Annotated in this window: 14 protein-coding genes; 6 read left to right on the forward strand and 8 right to left on the reverse strand. The window is 72.3% G+C overall.

Annotated features, from left to right (window positions below):
* Positions 1-14: 14 nt before the first annotated feature.
* The gene (locus ACCP09_RS13515; RefSeq protein WP_433746381.1) at positions 15-1,433 is read right to left on the reverse strand and encodes an MFS transporter; all 1,419 of its coding nucleotides are present in this window, start codon (positions 1,431-1,433) and stop codon (positions 15-17) included.
* Between the two features lie 136 nt (positions 1,434-1,569).
* Between ACCP09_RS13515 and ACCP09_RS13520 the strand changes: the two genes are divergently transcribed.
* Genes ACCP09_RS13520 through ACCP09_RS13530 form a run of 3 tightly spaced genes read left to right on the forward strand, consistent with a single transcriptional unit; the run spans position 1,570 to position 4,391 of the window.
* Entirely contained in the window at positions 1,570-3,093 is a 1,524-nt protein-coding gene (locus ACCP09_RS13520; RefSeq protein WP_433746384.1) for a GMC oxidoreductase, read from the forward strand.
* A gap of 15 nt (positions 3,094-3,108) precedes the next feature.
* The gene (locus ACCP09_RS13525) at positions 3,109-3,510 is read left to right on the forward strand and encodes a C-glycoside deglycosidase beta subunit domain-containing protein (protein ID WP_433746387.1); all 402 of its coding nucleotides are present in this window, start codon (positions 3,109-3,111) and stop codon (positions 3,508-3,510) included.
* Complete coding sequence (locus tag ACCP09_RS13530; RefSeq protein ID WP_433746390.1) at positions 3,507-4,391, forward strand: sugar phosphate isomerase/epimerase family protein; 885 nt, start codon at positions 3,507-3,509, stop codon at positions 4,389-4,391. The genes ACCP09_RS13525 and ACCP09_RS13530 overlap by 4 nt, the downstream gene beginning before the upstream one ends.
* Before the next feature lie 9 nt (positions 4,392-4,400).
* Here ACCP09_RS13530 and ACCP09_RS13535 read toward each other — a convergent pair whose 3' ends face one another.
* From ACCP09_RS13535 to ACCP09_RS13545, 3 genes are all read right to left on the reverse strand, one after another.
* Complete coding sequence (locus ACCP09_RS13535; protein ID WP_433746392.1) at positions 4,401-5,498, reverse strand: NAD(P)/FAD-dependent oxidoreductase; 1,098 nt, start codon at positions 5,496-5,498, stop codon at positions 4,401-4,403.
* 193 nt (positions 5,499-5,691) lie between these two features.
* Positions 5,692-8,349 (reverse strand): LuxR C-terminal-related transcriptional regulator, encoded by a 2,658-nt coding sequence (locus ACCP09_RS13540; protein WP_433746395.1) that lies wholly within the window; start codon positions 8,347-8,349, stop codon positions 5,692-5,694.
* Positions 8,350-8,403: 54 nt separating this feature from the next.
* Complete coding sequence (locus ACCP09_RS13545; protein WP_378332517.1) at positions 8,404-8,607, reverse strand: hypothetical protein; 204 nt, start codon at positions 8,605-8,607, stop codon at positions 8,404-8,406.
* 176 nt (positions 8,608-8,783) lie between these two features.
* On the opposite strand from ACCP09_RS13545, the gene ACCP09_RS13550 reads away from it, so the two are divergent.
* Together ACCP09_RS13550 and ACCP09_RS13555 are read left to right on the forward strand one after the other, a co-directional pair.
* Positions 8,784-9,593, forward strand: coding sequence for a hypothetical protein (locus ACCP09_RS13550; RefSeq protein WP_400987051.1), 810 nt, complete (start codon positions 8,784-8,786; stop codon positions 9,591-9,593).
* A gap of 108 nt (positions 9,594-9,701) precedes the next feature.
* Entirely contained in the window at positions 9,702-10,391 is a 690-nt protein-coding gene (locus ACCP09_RS13555; protein WP_433746398.1) for a hypothetical protein, read from the forward strand.
* A gap of 79 nt (positions 10,392-10,470) precedes the next feature.
* Here ACCP09_RS13555 and ACCP09_RS13560 read toward each other — a convergent pair whose 3' ends face one another.
* The 4 genes from ACCP09_RS13560 to ACCP09_RS13575 all read right to left on the reverse strand — a co-directional run bounded on the left by ACCP09_RS13560 (position 10,471) and on the right by ACCP09_RS13575 (position 13,588).
* Positions 10,471-10,704, reverse strand: a complete 234-nt coding sequence (locus ACCP09_RS13560; protein ID WP_027929084.1) for a biotin/lipoyl-containing protein — start codon at positions 10,702-10,704, stop codon at positions 10,471-10,473.
* Positions 10,701-11,747 carry an alpha-ketoacid dehydrogenase subunit beta gene (locus ACCP09_RS13565; RefSeq protein ID WP_400987047.1) on the reverse strand — a complete coding sequence of 349 codons (1,047 nt, stop codon included), beginning with the start codon at positions 11,745-11,747 and terminating at the stop codon, positions 10,701-10,703. Before ACCP09_RS13565 ends, ACCP09_RS13560 begins: the two co-directional genes overlap by 4 nt.
* Before the next feature lie 24 nt (positions 11,748-11,771).
* The gene (locus ACCP09_RS13570) at positions 11,772-12,752 is read right to left on the reverse strand and encodes a thiamine pyrophosphate-dependent dehydrogenase E1 component subunit alpha (protein ID WP_433746402.1); all 981 of its coding nucleotides are present in this window, start codon (positions 12,750-12,752) and stop codon (positions 11,772-11,774) included.
* Positions 12,753-12,850: 98 nt separating this feature from the next.
* On the reverse strand, positions 12,851-13,588 hold the full coding sequence (locus ACCP09_RS13575; RefSeq protein WP_123686314.1) for an IclR family transcriptional regulator: 738 nt from the start codon (positions 13,586-13,588) through the stop codon (positions 12,851-12,853).
* A gap of 290 nt (positions 13,589-13,878) precedes the next feature.
* Between ACCP09_RS13575 and ACCP09_RS13580 the strand changes: the two genes are divergently transcribed.
* The gene (locus ACCP09_RS13580) at positions 13,879-14,010 is read left to right on the forward strand and encodes a hypothetical protein (protein WP_267283875.1); all 132 of its coding nucleotides are present in this window, start codon (positions 13,879-13,881) and stop codon (positions 14,008-14,010) included.
* Positions 14,011-14,040: the final 30 nt, after the last annotated feature.

The raw sequence follows: 14,040 nt of genomic DNA on the forward strand, positions 1-14,040 counted from the left end.
GACGCGTCATGATCTCACAACGCCGTGCCCCTGGCGGCGATCTCGGCCCGCAGACCGGGCAGGCGCCGCTCGAGGTCGTAGGGCGCGATCGCGAGGATCTGCGCGACGCCGATCACCGCGGGCAGCAGCAGGAACAGCCACAGGATCCCGCCGCGCACGCCGGAGGTCACCGCGGCCGGGTCGTAGCCGATGGCGGCCAGGCCCCAGGCCAGCAGCGCCGACCCGAGCGCGGCGCCGATCTTGGTGCTCATGCTGTAGCCGGCGAACAGCAGCCCCTCGTTGCGGCGGCCGCTGCGCCACTCCTGCCATTCCACGGTGTCCGCGGTCAGCGCGGGGGCGGCGACGAACCCGAACCCGCCGAAGACGTTGGCGACGAAGAACAGGACAGCGAAGGCCGTGAGGTTGTCCCGCACCAGGAACAGCGGCACGGTGAGCACGATCGACATCACCAGCCCGGCGACGATGCCGCGCCGCTGCCCGAGCAGCCGCAGGAACCGCGCGGTCACCAGCGAACCGACCACGGCCGACAGGGAGAACGCGAGCAGGATGACCGAGATCGCCGCCGGGTTGCCCAGGGCGTAGAGGGCGAAGTACACCGCGCCGCCGGTCACCACCCCGAGCCGCGCGAAGGACAGCACCGAGAACCCGAACACCGACAACCACGGCTTGTTGCGCAGCAGGGTCCGCAGCGCCAGGCCGATTCCGCCGCGCTCCGCGGCGATCGGCGTGAGTGGCACGCGCTCCTTGACGCTGGCGAACACCACCCAGATCAGCGCGGTGCCGGCCACCGCGTACAGGCCGATCGTCCACGCGAACCCGGCCCGCGACGTCTCCGAGCCGCCGAACGCGATGACCAGCGGCTGGGTCAGCGTGGAGACCGCGATGATGCCGAGGCCGACGCCGAACGTGCGGAACCCGGCGAGCTTCATCCGCATCCCGGAGTCCCTTGTGGACATCGCCATCACCGCGCCGTAGGGCACGTTCACCAGTGAATAGGCCAGCCCGACCAGGATGAAGGTGACGTAGGCCCACGCGATCGCCGCGCCGCCACCGCCGCCCGGGGTGAGGAAGGTGAGCACGGTGAACACCCCGAGCACGGGCGCGCCGAAGAGCAGGTAGGGCCGGGCGCGGCCCCACCGCGTGCTGGTGCGGTCGAGGAGGAGGCCGACGAGCGGGTCGAACACCGCGTCGAGCAGCCGCGCGACGAGCATCAGGGTGCCCGCCGCGGCCGCGCCGATCAGGGCGACGTCGGTGTAGAAGAACAGCAGGTAGCTGGAGATCGTCGTCCACACCAGGTTGGAGGCGATGTCGCCGAGGGCGAACGCGGCGCGCTCGCGCGGCCGGACCGCGCGTGGATCGTCGGCCGGGCCGGGCGGCGGGTCGGATCGGTGGTCCTGGTCGTTCGCGGAGGGGCTCTGGCGTCGCACGCTCATCGTCGAGTCCTTCGGGGGCCGGGGCGCCCGCGTTGGCGCCGCGCCCATCTTGAGCGCCTCTAGGCGCATAAGTCAACGGCCTGTTCTGAAGGGCAATCTCTTGCTTTTGCTCCGTTCGGCACATAAGTTCGCGGGCATGGTTCACAGCAGGTACCCCCGCGGCGTCGACGTCGCGATCGTCGGCAGCGGCCCGGCGGGAGCGGCCTACGCCCGGATCCTGTCCGAGCAGGCGCCGCACGCGACGATCGCGGTGTTCGAGGCCGGACCGGTCGTCAGCGACCCGCCCGGCGCCCACGTCCGCAACATCGCCGACCTCGTCCAGCGGGCCCGCGCGCAGCGGCGCTCGGAAGGCCCCCGGCCCCACACCGCCGCGAGCCCGGCTGACCCGCTCGACGACTACGCCGCCGACCGGGAACGCCTGGTCCGGCCGGGTACCTTCCTCCTCCCCGACGGGTGGCGGCAGCCCGGCGAGGACGGATTGCCCGCCGCGGCGATGTCGAGCAACGCCGGGGGCATGGCCGCGCACTGGACCGGCGCCTGCCCGCGCCCGGGCGGCAGCGAGCGCATCCCGTTCGTGCCCGGCCTGGACCGCCTGCTCACCGAGGCCGAGCGGCTGCTGGGCGTGTCGGCGAAGGTGCTGGCCGACGCGCCACTGGCCGGCGAGGTCCGGGCCCGGCTCGGCGCCGCGCTGGACGCCGGGCGCCCGGAGGACCGCCGGGTGCAGCCGATGCCCCTGGCCGTGCGCCGCACCGCCGACGGGCGGCTGGTGTGGTCCGGCTCCGACGTCGTGTTCGGCGAGGTCACCCGCACCAACCCGAACTTCGGCCTGTTCGACGAATCCGTCGTCACACGGGTGCTGCTGCGTGACGGCGCCGTGCGCGGGGTGACCGTGCGCGACCTGACCACCGGCGCCGAACACGAGGTCGCCGCCTCGTCCGTCGTGGTGGCCGCCGACAGCCTGCGCACCCCGCAGTTGCTGCACGCCTCCGGCGTCCGGCTCCCGGCGCTGGGCCGCTACCTCAACGACCAGCCGCAGGTGGTCCTCGCCGTGCGCCTGCGGGACGTGCCCGCCGCTCCCGAAGCCGATCCGGCGGACGGCGGGATCACCGCGCAGAGCGGTGTGTCCTGGGTGCCGTTCACCGACGACCACCCCTTCCACGGGCAGGTCATGCAGCTCGACGCCTCACCGGTGCCGATCGAGGGCGACCCGCCGGCGCCCGGCTCGATCGTCGGGCTGGGCTGGTTCTGCGCCAAGGACCTGCAGGCCGGCGACCGCGTCGCGTTCAGCGACACCGAGACCGACCACCACGGCCTGCCCGCGCTGCGCATCCACTACACCCTCACCGCCCGGGACCACGACAACCTGCGCGCCGCCCGCGAGGCGATCGTCGAAGCCGCCCACGCGCTCGGCGACGTCCTCGATCCGGAACCGCTCACCTTCCCGCCCGGCGCGTCCCTGCACTACCAGGGCACCGTCCGCATGGGACCGGCCGACGACGGCACCTCGGTGTGCGATCCCGCTTCCCGCGTCTGGGGCGTGCGCGGGCTGCACGTCGCGGGCAACGGCGTCATCCCGACCGCCACCGCCTGCAACCCGACGCTCACCGCCGTCGCGCTCGCCGTCGCCGGTGCGCGCGCCCTCGCCGCCGACCTCGCCTGAGAAGAAGGAGCCCTCATGCTCGAACGCGAGCTCATCCAGAACCGCGGAGTCCGCAACGTCGTCGAAGACGGGGTGGTCACCGGGTTCCAGTTCCGGCTCCGCATGCCCAACTACCGCGGACTGTGGGCGAGCCTCATCGAAGGCGTCGACGTCGAGGTCGGCGACCTGCGCTGGGACCGGGACGTTCCACTGTGGACCTTGCAGGGCCGCCGGTTCACCCTCGCCGAACTGCGGGTGTCCGGCGACGTGCGGTGGCAGCTCGACGAAACGGCCACGATCACCGTGCCGCACCCCGGCGGGCTCGCCCCCGGCGTGCACGACCTGCGCGTCGGCATCGCCCTGCGCGCCCCCTACATCCCGGCCGAGTTCCAGCCCTCGGTCTTCCCCGCCGCGCGAAAGGTCACGATCCTGCCATGAGCTTCTCCTACGGTGTCTCGCTCTACAGCTACACCGGCGACATGCACACCGTGCTCACCCTGGACGACGCCATGGCCGAGATCGCCGACCTCGGCGCCACCGGCATCGAAATCCTCGGCGAGGCCAACATCCCCGGCTACCCGGAGCCGTCCGCCGAGTGGATCGACGCCTGGCACGCGCGCTGCGCCCACCACGGCCTCACCCCGACCAACTACGGCTCGTGGATCGACACCTCCCTGTGGCACGACCGCGACCTCACCGCCGACGAGGGCGCCGCGATGCTCGCCCGCGACCTCGGCCTCGCCGCGACCCTCGGGTTCACGTTCCTGCGCCCCAAGATCGGCGTCGTCTCGCACGACCTGAAACCGCACCCGGTGTGGGAGGAGGTCGTCGAGCGCAACCTGGACCGCGCCGCCGAGCTCGGCATCGTCATCTGCCCGGAGATCCACGCGCCGACGCCCATCCGGCACGAGGTCGTCGACGGCTACCTCGCCTTCCTCGAACGCACCGGCACCAAGAACTTCGGCCTGCTCATCGACACCGGGATCTTCCAGCGCGCCCCGGTGACCGCCAAGCACGAAGGACTGTCCGAAGAGGCGCAGGAAGCCGGCTGGCGGCGCCCGCTCGCCGTGCCGATGGCCGACCTCGCCGAGATCCTCCCGCACGTCGTGTTCATCCAGGCCAAGTTCTTCGACATCGATGCCGACCTGGTCGACGCGACCATCCCGTGGCGGGAGATCCTGACGACGCTCGACGGGCACGGCTGGAGCGGCTGGCTGTCCAGCGAGTACGAGGGCGACCGCGCGCCCTACCGCTCGCTGGAACAGGTGCGCCGCCAGCACGCGCTCCTGCGCTCGATCGAGGCGGAGCTCCGGGACTGAGCGCCCCCGTCAGCCGGCGGTGGGGCCGAACTGCTCGGTGAAGCGGCCGGTGAACAGGTCGGCGCCCTTGTACTGCCGGACGATGTCGGCCGTGACGACCGAAGGGCCGTCCGGGGAGGGCAGCTGACCGACTCCGCCGCCCGATCCGAGCGGGAGCAGGATCATCGGGAAGGGGAGTGGCTGGTAGGTCTCGGTGGGCTCACCACCACGCAGCTGGGCGGTGATGTTCTTCGCCACCACCTCCGCGTGCTGCATCGCGTACCCGGCCATCTTGGCCTCGGGCACGTCGGTGATGTCGCCGACGGCGTAGACGTGGTCGTACCCGGCCACGTTGAGGGTGTCGGTGACCCGGACCGCGCCGTCCGGCGTGCGGGTGGTCAGCTTGCCGTCGGCGAGGTAGTCGCTGTTGACGTTCGTGCCGAACGCGCGGAACCAGATGTCGGCGGTGATCCGGTCACCGCCGGTGGTGGTGACCGTGAAGGTTCCGGTCTCGCCGGGCCGGTTCGACGGCGGCGCCACCAGGCCGGTGCCCAGCCGCACGTCGACGCCCAGTTCGGCGAGCTGGCGCTGCAGATCGGCCCGCACCTCCGGCTGGAAACCGGGCAGGAGCTCCTCGGCCGGGGCGACGACGGTCACCTGCTTGTCCGGCCAGACCTCCTTGATCTCGCCGGCCAGTTCCAGGCCGACCGGTCCGGCGCCCAGGATGAGCACCCGGTCGGAGCCCGCCAGCTCCTTGTGGGTCCGGCGGAAGTCGGTCAACGCCTCGTCGACGGAGTCCGCGGCGGGGTGGGCGGGGTAGGCGTAGCGGGAACCGGTGGCCAGGACCAGGTAGTCCGCTGCGACCCGGCGGCCCGAGGCCAGGGTGACACCCTCCGCGTCGACCGAGACCGCGCGGTCCCGGATCACCGTGGCCCGGGTGAGCATCGTGTCGAAGGGGAAGAACATGTTGCCCGCCCAGTCGGGCTGAGCCACTGCCCGCAACGACCCGGCGACGTTGACGAACGCGTCCCGTGGGTCGACCAACACGACGTCGGCCTCCTCTTCGAGCGCCTTGGCGACCGAGGCGCCCCCGTACCCGCCACCGATGACGACGACGGTCCGACTCATGATCTCACACTCCTTGGCAGGTCGTTCAGTTCGTAGTACGAACCATATTAGTTCGCAGTACGAACTGCAACGCCTCTGTGGTGCGGGCCACAGCGTGCTGCCGGAGTGGTAGGTCTGGACAACCGGCGATGGAGTTTGGCGGTCGTCGGTCGTGGTGAGGAAGTCAGCCGCGGCGCGAGTACCGCGCGGTTGCTCATTCGCCTCGGTCAGCCACCGGCGGTCGCCTCGGGTGGATGCCGAGCAGGCCGGCGTACTCGGACCGGTTGGTGGTGCCGAGTTTGGCGGACGCGCGGTACAGGTGACCTTCGACCGTGCGCACGGAAACCACCAAACGGTCCGCGATCTGGCGATTGGACAGGCCACGGGCGGCCAGACTGACGATCTCCCGTTCGCGGTCGGTCAGGGGCAGCGGCCGTGCCGCCGCGGCCAGAGCAGGCGTGGTGGCGCCTTCGCACTCGCCGGCCAGTGCGTGTGCCCGCGCGGCCGCGGCGTGCCCGGCGGTGCGGCGCCCCTTGGCGAGGTGGCCGGCCGCCGCTTGCGCGGCGGCGTCAGCGGCAGCGAGCACGTCGCCGATCTCTTCCAGCGCGGAGGACGCCGCGAGCAACGCGTCGCCGTCGTCGGCGGCGAGAGCTGCGGCGTGCGCGGCGACGGCCGGCGCGAGCGGACCGTGCACCTGGCCGGCCAGCGCGGCGAGCCGGCCGGCCACCGAGCGGTCGCCGAACCGCGCGGCCGTGTGCAGCGCCAGGACGACGTGAGCGAGCTGGCCGCGGCCGTCGGCCAGCTCCGCAGCCTCGTGAGCGAGCTCGACGCCCCGGCTCGACGCGCCGTCGACCGCGGTGACCCAGGCCCGCGCGAGAACCATCTCGGGATCGAGGAAGGCGAGCCCGGGATGCCGGTGCCTGCCCAGGTCGGCCAGCGCCTCGTGCGCGCCTTCGACGTCACCGCTCACCGCCAGAGCCCGGGTCAACGCGATGAGCGTGGCGTACCGCCAGCCGCCGGCGTCGCCGAACCGCTCGATACCCGCGCGTCCCTCCCGCAGCCAGCGCGCCGCCGTCGCCACCCGGCCCAGGGCGAGCTCGGACTCGCCCACCAGGTAGCAGCCGATCTGGGCGCCGATCGGGACGTCCCTGACCTGCGCCCGGCAGTCGGCAGCGATCCGGGCGGCGTCGCCGAGGTGGCCTGCCAGGCGCAGGCCGGTGATCTGCAACGCGACGAGCGGTAGCCGGAACTCGGCGCGCTCGGTCGACCGGGCGGCCGCCTCGACCCCGCGGGCGACGTGCGGGCCCATCTGATCGGCCCGACCCGTCACGGCCAGCGCCGCCACCAACCCGCAGCACGCCATCAGGACCGCGTCCTCCGTCGCACCACCGGACCGCAACACGCTCAGCGCGGCCTGTTCGGCTCGGTCCGGCCGCCCCAGCTGACCGTCGATCATGGCCCGCAGGGCGACGAGCGGCATCCGTTCCCCGGCCGTCACCACCCGCGCCGCCGCCACGTCGAGGACGGCCTCAGCCTGATCCACGCGAGCGAGCATCCAAGTGAGGAACGTGGCCCGGTTCACCGCTGCCCGCACCAGCTTGGCGTCGCTGCCCGCGAGCCGCGTCAGGACGGCCAATTCGGCGTCGGCCTCGTCCGCCGGGCCGAGGAAAGCGGTCGAGTTGGCGACGATGGCCTGCGCCGGGAAACCGCCACCCGCCACCACCGCCGCCCGGCCGAGCCGGAGCGCCAGCGGCAGGTCGCCCAGGTACGCCGCCCGCTCGGCAGCGGCCACGAGCAGGCCCGGGTCGGTGTCCAGATCGGAGTCGAGCATCAGCACCGCCCGGCGCAGGACGTCGTCGGCCCGGCGAGCACCGGTGTTCGACAACGCGGTCGCGATCCGGCTGCGCAGACGGCGTGCGCGCAGCCGTCCCATCGCGGCCCGCCGCACCTCGCCGTACAGCGGGTGCGCCAGCCGGGCCTGCACGCGCCGGCCGTCCGTGTCGACCCGGACGATGCCGCGGTTCTCGGCATCCTCCACCGCGTCCGGTTCGGTCAGCCCGGACAGCAGGCCGACGCCCAGCGGCTCGTTCACGGCCAGCACATCCACCACCTCGCGCACCGCCGCCGGCAACGCCCCCACGCGAGCCGCGACCAGCTCGACCAATCCGGGGGTGACCCGCGGGGGCTCGGCCAGACGCCACACCCCTCGTTCGACGCACAACGCGCCGTTCTCGACCGCGCCGTCGACGAGCTGCCGGAGGTAGAGCACATTGCCCTGGCACATCGCCCACAGCCGGCTGACCGAGGCCTGCTCGACGTGCCCGCCGAGCACGGACTCCAACAGCGTGGTGACCTCCCGCTCGGACAGGGGCTGAACCTCGAGCCGGTCGAGGTCGCGGTCCTTCCACAACGCCGTCACGGCGTCCGGGGCCGGCTCGCCCGTGCGCACGGTGACCAGCACCGTGGCGGCCCGTCGCAGCACCAGCTGGTGGATCACGGTGGCGGAAAGCTCGTCCAGCAGGTGGGCGTCGTCGACACCGATGACCACACCGGCCCGGCCAGCGCCAGCCAGCAGCGCGGCGGCGGCGCGGGGCAGCAGCTGCGCCGGTTCGCGCCCGAGGTCGCCGAGCTCGCCCAGTAACCCGCCGAACGCCCCGAGCGGCAACGGCCGCGACGACGCGGTCGCCGTGGCCCGCCGGACCGTCATCCCCCGCTGCCCGGCCTCGGCCAGCGCCTCGCCGACCAACCGGGTCTTGCCCACTCCCGCGGCACCGGCCAGCACCACGCCCCGTGGACCCGAGCGCGAGCGCAGAGCCGTGGCCACGAAGCGGAGCTCCTCGGCTCGTCCGACCAACGGCCATCCCGTTGCCACGTCAAGATCGTAGAGGCGAAGCCACGCCGGCGACAGGTGGCGATTGGACGGACGTCACCCCGGCGCGTCCTCGCCACGGACAGCGGCGAGTTTGGCCTCGGCCACCACGAGCATCGGGCCGACCGCCTCCGGTTCGACGCCCACCCGCTCGGCGATCACGTGCTCCGGCAAGCCCGCATCACGCAGGCGCAAGACCACCGAGTACACCGCGGGCAGCCGTCGCAGAGCCTCTGCCCGTGAATCCTCCGCACCAGACATCCTCCCACCATCCCGGTGCGACACGGTGTCGTCACGAATGGACGGCCACTCGAGCACCGCCGCGGCCGAAATCGAGTAGCCGACTACTCGTGCCCGCAGCCCGCCGGTGGCCGATCGTGATCAGCCATGAACACAACGACCGCGGTCCTGGCGGCGTGATCGAACTTGGAGGATCCATGAACCGGAAGCGGACCATCGTCATCGTCACCGGTGCCGTTCTCGCGCTGACCGCGGGCGGTGTGGCATGGGCGAGCGTTCCCGGCGACGACGGCGTGATCCATGCCTGCTACGCCAAGAACGGGGGCGCGTTGCGCGTCTCCGACACCGGCTCGTGCAAGGCCGGCGAGGTCGCGCTGAGCTGGAACAACGTCGGACCCGCCGGGCTCACGTGGAAGGGTGAGTGGGCGCCCGGCGCGGCCTACCAGCCGCGCGACGCCGTGCTGTACCAAGGCTCCAGCTACATCGCGATCTTCCCGAGCACCGGCAGTGCGCCGCCGAACAGCAACTGGATGCTGCTCGCGGCGAAGGGGGACAAGGGCGACCGGGGTGAGGCCGGAGCGGTCGGTGCCGCCGGCCCCGCGGGACCCGCCGGACCGGCCGGGCCGCAGGGCGAGAAGGGCGACCCCGGCACGCCGGGCGTGAGCGACGCCTATCAGGCCGGCCAGAGCGGCACGATGAACGTCACCGCCGCCGCGGTGCCGATCGTGTCGCTCAACCTCCCGCCGGGCAACTACGTGCTCCAGGGCAAGGTTTCCGTGGAACAGGACGACGCGAGCAGCTTCACCTACGGCAACTGCCAGCTCGAGGGTGACGTCGGCAAGTTCGACTTCCTCGACGACGACCCCCAGGGCAGCACGGTCAGCTTGGTGACCACCCTGGCGGCCACCACGTCCCGGACGGTCACCATCACCTGCGCGGCCGCCGGCAGCGGTGTCGACGTCAGCGACGGACGGATCGTGGCGACCAAGGTGGGTGCGGTGCACTGATCCACCTGGCCGCCGGCGCGCCCCCCGTCAGGCCCGCTGCTCGCGGCCGGCGGGGGAGCCGCGCTTTTCGCCGGACTCGTCCCACCGTGGTGAGTATCGTCCGCTGATGTGGAAATCATCGACGCCGGGTTGATGGGCGTGCGGTCCGCGGTGCTGCGCGTCAGCCGCCGCCAGACCCCGCTGCGGTTCACGATCTACCCGATGGTCCACCTCGGCGAGCAGTCCTTCTACGACGAGGTTTCCCGCCGGCTGCGGGGCCACGACCTGATCGTCGCCGAGGGCATCATCGGCGCCTCGGCCGGCGCGCGCAAGCTCACCAGGACCTACCGGCACGCGGGTGGGCACCGCAAGCTCGGCCTCGTCGAGCAGTCGAAAAGCGTGGTGGACGTCGGCGTCCCGGTCGTGTGGGCGGATCTGACCGGCAGCGAGTTCGACGACGGATGGCGCAAGGTTCCGTTCACCGAACGCGCGATCGCCACCGTCGGGGCCCCGCTGGCGGCGGGCTACCTGCGGATGTTCGGCTCGCGCGAGGTCCTGGCCCGGCATCTGAAGCTCGACGACGACATCGCCATCGACCGCTGGGATCCCGATTCGGGACTGGACCGGCTGGTCTCCGACGAGCGCGAGGCGCGGCTGGTGCGCGCTCTCCAGGACATCCACGAGCGGCGCCACGACGAACGCATCGACGTGGCAGTGGTCTACGGGGCGGCGCACGCGCTGCCGGTGGTCCAGTTCCTGATGGCCAAGCTCGGTTATGTCGTCTCGTCGGCGGACTGGGTCACGGTCTTCACCTACTGACCCTGCTGAACCGGCATCCCTGCGAGCCGATGGGGGCTGCCGCCGGCCCCGGGGCATGGGGCCGGCGGCAGTGTGGCTCCTACTCGATCCGCGCGATCACCGCGCCCTGCTTGACCACCTCCCCCTCCTCGACGAGCAGCCGCAGCACACCCGCGGCCGGAGCGGGCACCTCCACGTCCACCTTGTCGACCGCGACCTCCGCGATCAGGTCGCCCTCGCCGACCTGATCGCCGTCGGCGGCGAACCACGTCGCGAGCACGCCCTCGGCGTCGGGCTCGTTGTCGGAGATGTGGGGGAAGGCGATATCGGTCATGCGCTCACCAGGCCGAGAACAGCCCGGCGGATCCGGTCCGGCGTCGGCAGCACGGCGTACTCCAGCGGGCGGGCGTACGGGATCGGGACATCGGGCACGGCCACCCGGGCGGCCGGAGCGCGCAGCAGACCCGGGTCGCGCTCGGCGACGCGGGCGATGACCTCCCCGGACAGCCCGAACGACAGGTAGTCCTCGTCGACGACGAGCAGCCTGCCGGTGCGGCCCACCGACTCCAGGACCGTGTCGGTGTCCAGCGGCACCACGCTGCGCAGGTCCACGACCTCGCAGTCGATCCCCTGCGGCGCGAGCTCCTCGGCCACGTCCAGCGCGTGGTGCACCGACAAGGACAGCGTCACGATCGTGACGTCGCTGCCCGGCCGCACGACGTTCGCCTTCCCGATCGGCACCACGTGGTCGCCCTCGGGCACCGGCCCGATCGAACGGCGGTTCTTGGCCATCCACGGCAGGCCCATCACGCCCTTGTGGAACAGGTACACCACCGGGTTGTCGTCACGGATCGCGGCGGTCATCAGGCCCTTGGCGTCGGCCGGGTTGCTGGGCGCGACCACCTTCATCCCGGGCAGGTGCGCGAAGGTGCCCCACAGGCACTGCGAGTGCTGCGCGCCGTCCGAATACCCGCCGCCCACCGCGGCGGTCAGCACCATCGGCACGGTGACGTTGCCGCCCGACTCGAAGTGGATCTTCGCCATGTGGTTGTAGATCTGGTCCATGCACACGCCGAAGAAGTCGACGAACATCAGCTCCACGACCGGCCGCATACCCTCCACCGCGGCACCGATGGCCGCGCCGATGAACGCGGTCTCCGAAATGGGCGTGTCCATCACGCGCCGCGGCCCGAACTTGTCGAGCAGGCCGGTGGTGGAGCTGAAGATGCCGCCGTAGGCGCCGACGTCCTCGCCGAGCACGAAGACGTCCTCGTCGCGCTCCATCTCCTGCGCGATGGCCTCGACCATGGCCTTGGCGGTGCTGAGCTTGCGGTGTGCGGGTGCGGAGGACGATGCCGAGGCATCCGTGAGCGTCATTGCTTCTCCTCGTCGGTGGTGGGATCAGGCCTGCGCGAACACGAAGTCCAGCGCGGTGTCCGGGTCGGGCTCGGGGCTGCGCTTGGCGAACGCGACCGCAGCCTCGACGCGGTCACGGGCCTGCGCGGCGATCGACGACACCGCGGCGTCGTCCAGCACGCCCGCGGCGAGCAGCTCCTTCTCGTAGGTGGGCAGCGGATCGCGGCCCGGCACACCCTCCAGATCGGACCGGTAGCCCTGCGCGTCGCCCTCGAAGTGCCCCCACAGCCGCAGCGTGTGCACCTCGATCAGGCTCGGCCCCTCGCCGGCGCGCGCCCTCGCCACCGCTTCGCCCGCGACTTCGTGCACCGCCTCCACCGAGTTGTCCTCGACCCGGTGACCGGGAATGCCGTAACCGGCGGCCCGCACGGCATTCGACGTCACGCACGTCGAAGCGCTGCGCGGCACCGAGATGCCCCAGTCGTTGTCCTCCACCACGAACACCACCGGCAGCTTCCACAGCGCCGCCAGGTTGAGCGCTTCGTGGAACGCGCCCTGGTTCGCCGCGCCCTCACCGGTGACGGCGACCGCGACCCGGTCGGTGCCGCGCCGCTGGAACGCCAGCGCCTGCCCCACCGCGGGCGGATAACCCTCGGCGATGATGCCCGAGCACGAGAAGTGCGTCGCGGTGTCAAACAGGTGCATGTGCCCGCCACGGCCCCGGCCGAGACCGTCCACCCGGCCGAAGATCTCGGCCGTCATCTTCTGCAGGTCCACCCCGTGCGCGATGGCGAAGTGGTGGGGCCGGTGGGTGGCGGTGACGGCGTCGTCGGCGCTCAGGTGCGCGCACACCCCGGCGGCGACCGGTTCCTGCCCGGCGGAGAGGTGCATCTCGCCCGGGATGAGCCCGGCGCCGATGTCGAACACGGGTTTCTTGTCCGCGTGGTACTCGCGGAGGATCGTCTCCTCGTAGGTGCGGATCAGGACCATCATGCGGTACAGGCCCAGCCTGTCCTCCGGTTCCATGTGACCTCCCAATCGGTGTGGGAGACACTGTCGCGGCGGGCGCGGGCCGCGGACAACGGTGCGGATTTCAGATGGTGATAAACGCCGGTTTCCGCAGATCAGGACAGCAGCGCGAAGGCACGGGACACCCGCCGCGACGCCCGCTCCAGGGACACCGGCTCCACCGCCGGCAGCCGGCGCGCCGGCAGCGAGATCGCCACCGCACCGACCACCCCGGGCGCGCGCACCGGGGTGGCCAGGCAGGCCGTGCCCAGCAGGTACTCCTCGCGGTCGTTGAAGACCCCGCCGCCCTCGGCCAGCCGCTGCTCCAGCACTCGCGTGTCGGTGATGGTGTGCGGGGTGAGGTCGGCGAGCCGGTACCGCGAGAGGTGGTCGCGCCGCGCCTCGGGGTCCAGGCACGACAGGATGCACTTGCCGAACGCGGTGGCGTGCGCCGCCTCCTGCACACCCACCCACAGGTCCACCGCGGGCAGCTCGGGAGCGTCGACGATGTCGATCAGCTTGATCTCGCCGCCGGAGTACAGCGACAGGTAGGCCGCGCCACGGACCTCGTCCCGCAGCGCGCGCAGCACCGGCCGGATCTTGGGCAGCAACGCGTGCAGCGAGTTGTGCTTGCGCAGCGCGCCGACCTGCTCGCCGAGCACGTAGCCGTCATCGAGTTTGCGGAGGTAACCCTCGTGCAGCAGGGTGCGCAGCAGGTGGTAGGTCGTCGGCAGGGGGAGACCGACACCGCGGGCCAGCGCCTTGGCCGTGACCGGCCGTTCGCTCGCGCCGACCGCGTCGAGCAGGTGCAGTGCCCGCTGTACGGAGCCGATCAGTGTCGGTCCAGCAGCCATCCCGCCTCACCTCCGCCGCCCCGTTGCCGCGCACCCAGGATGCCCGGTGCCGCGGGTCACCGGCAAGGCACCAGGCCCGACCCGGTGACCCCCGCGGCCGGCACGCCCACGGCGTGGGGGCCGCGGACCTGAACGTATCCGCGCTGGTGCAGGCGGCGATTGCGGACGAGCGCAACGCCGCGCCACGGACGCCTGGCTGGACGCCCTCCCGTCGCCGCGGCGAACAGTCCCGCACGAGGCTGCTGTCGAGGCCTTGGACGGCGCCCGCGCGGAGCTGGCCGGTGCCGAGGATGAGTGACGCGCCGGCGGAGATCGCGGTCCTGGACGCGTCGGTGCTTGTGGACCTGCTGCACACCAGGGTCCTCACCACCGATCACCGCCTCGCGCGGGCGACCTCCCTCGCCGAAGGGATCAGCCGGTAATACGCGGCCCAGGGGCGCGGCGTCTCCTGG

The organism is Amycolatopsis sp. 3B14, from assembly GCF_050958625.1.
In the GTDB taxonomy this organism is placed as follows: Bacteria; Actinomycetota; Actinomycetes; order Mycobacteriales; family Pseudonocardiaceae; genus Amycolatopsis_E; species Amycolatopsis_E thermoflava.

What these genes read in the sequence shown, in the direction of transcription:
- ACCP09_RS13520 (WP_433746384.1), top strand. Translation starts at nt 1,570, where the DNA reads ATGGTTCACAGCAGGTACCCCCGCGGCGTCGACGTCGCGATCGTCGGC.
- ACCP09_RS13580 (WP_267283875.1), top strand. Translation starts at nt 13,879, where the DNA reads ATGAGTGACGCGCCGGCGGAGATCGCGGTCCTGGACGCGTCGGTGCTT.
- ACCP09_RS13550 (WP_400987051.1), top strand. Translation starts at nt 8,784, where the DNA reads ATGAACCGGAAGCGGACCATCGTCATCGTCACCGGTGCCGTTCTCGCG.
- ACCP09_RS13570 (WP_433746402.1), bottom strand. Translation starts at nt 12,752, where the DNA reads ATGGAACCGGAGGACAGGCTGGGCCTGTACCGCATGATGGTCCTGATC.
- ACCP09_RS13560 (WP_027929084.1), bottom strand. Translation starts at nt 10,704, where the DNA reads ATGACCGATATCGCCTTCCCCCACATCTCCGACAACGAGCCCGACGCC.
- ACCP09_RS13530 (WP_433746390.1), top strand. Translation starts at nt 3,507, where the DNA reads ATGAGCTTCTCCTACGGTGTCTCGCTCTACAGCTACACCGGCGACATG.
- ACCP09_RS13545 (WP_378332517.1), bottom strand. Translation starts at nt 8,607, where the DNA reads ATGTCTGGTGCGGAGGATTCACGGGCAGAGGCTCTGCGACGGCTGCCC.
- ACCP09_RS13535 (WP_433746392.1), bottom strand. Translation starts at nt 5,498, where the DNA reads ATGAGTCGGACCGTCGTCGTCATCGGTGGCGGGTACGGGGGCGCCTCG.
- ACCP09_RS13565 (WP_400987047.1), bottom strand. Translation starts at nt 11,747, where the DNA reads ATGACGCTCACGGATGCCTCGGCATCGTCCTCCGCACCCGCACACCGC.
- ACCP09_RS13575 (WP_123686314.1), bottom strand. Translation starts at nt 13,588, where the DNA reads ATGGCTGCTGGACCGACACTGATCGGCTCCGTACAGCGGGCACTGCAC.
- ACCP09_RS13515 (WP_433746381.1), bottom strand. Translation starts at nt 1,433, where the DNA reads ATGAGCGTGCGACGCCAGAGCCCCTCCGCGAACGACCAGGACCACCGA.
- ACCP09_RS13525 (WP_433746387.1), top strand. Translation starts at nt 3,109, where the DNA reads ATGCTCGAACGCGAGCTCATCCAGAACCGCGGAGTCCGCAACGTCGTC.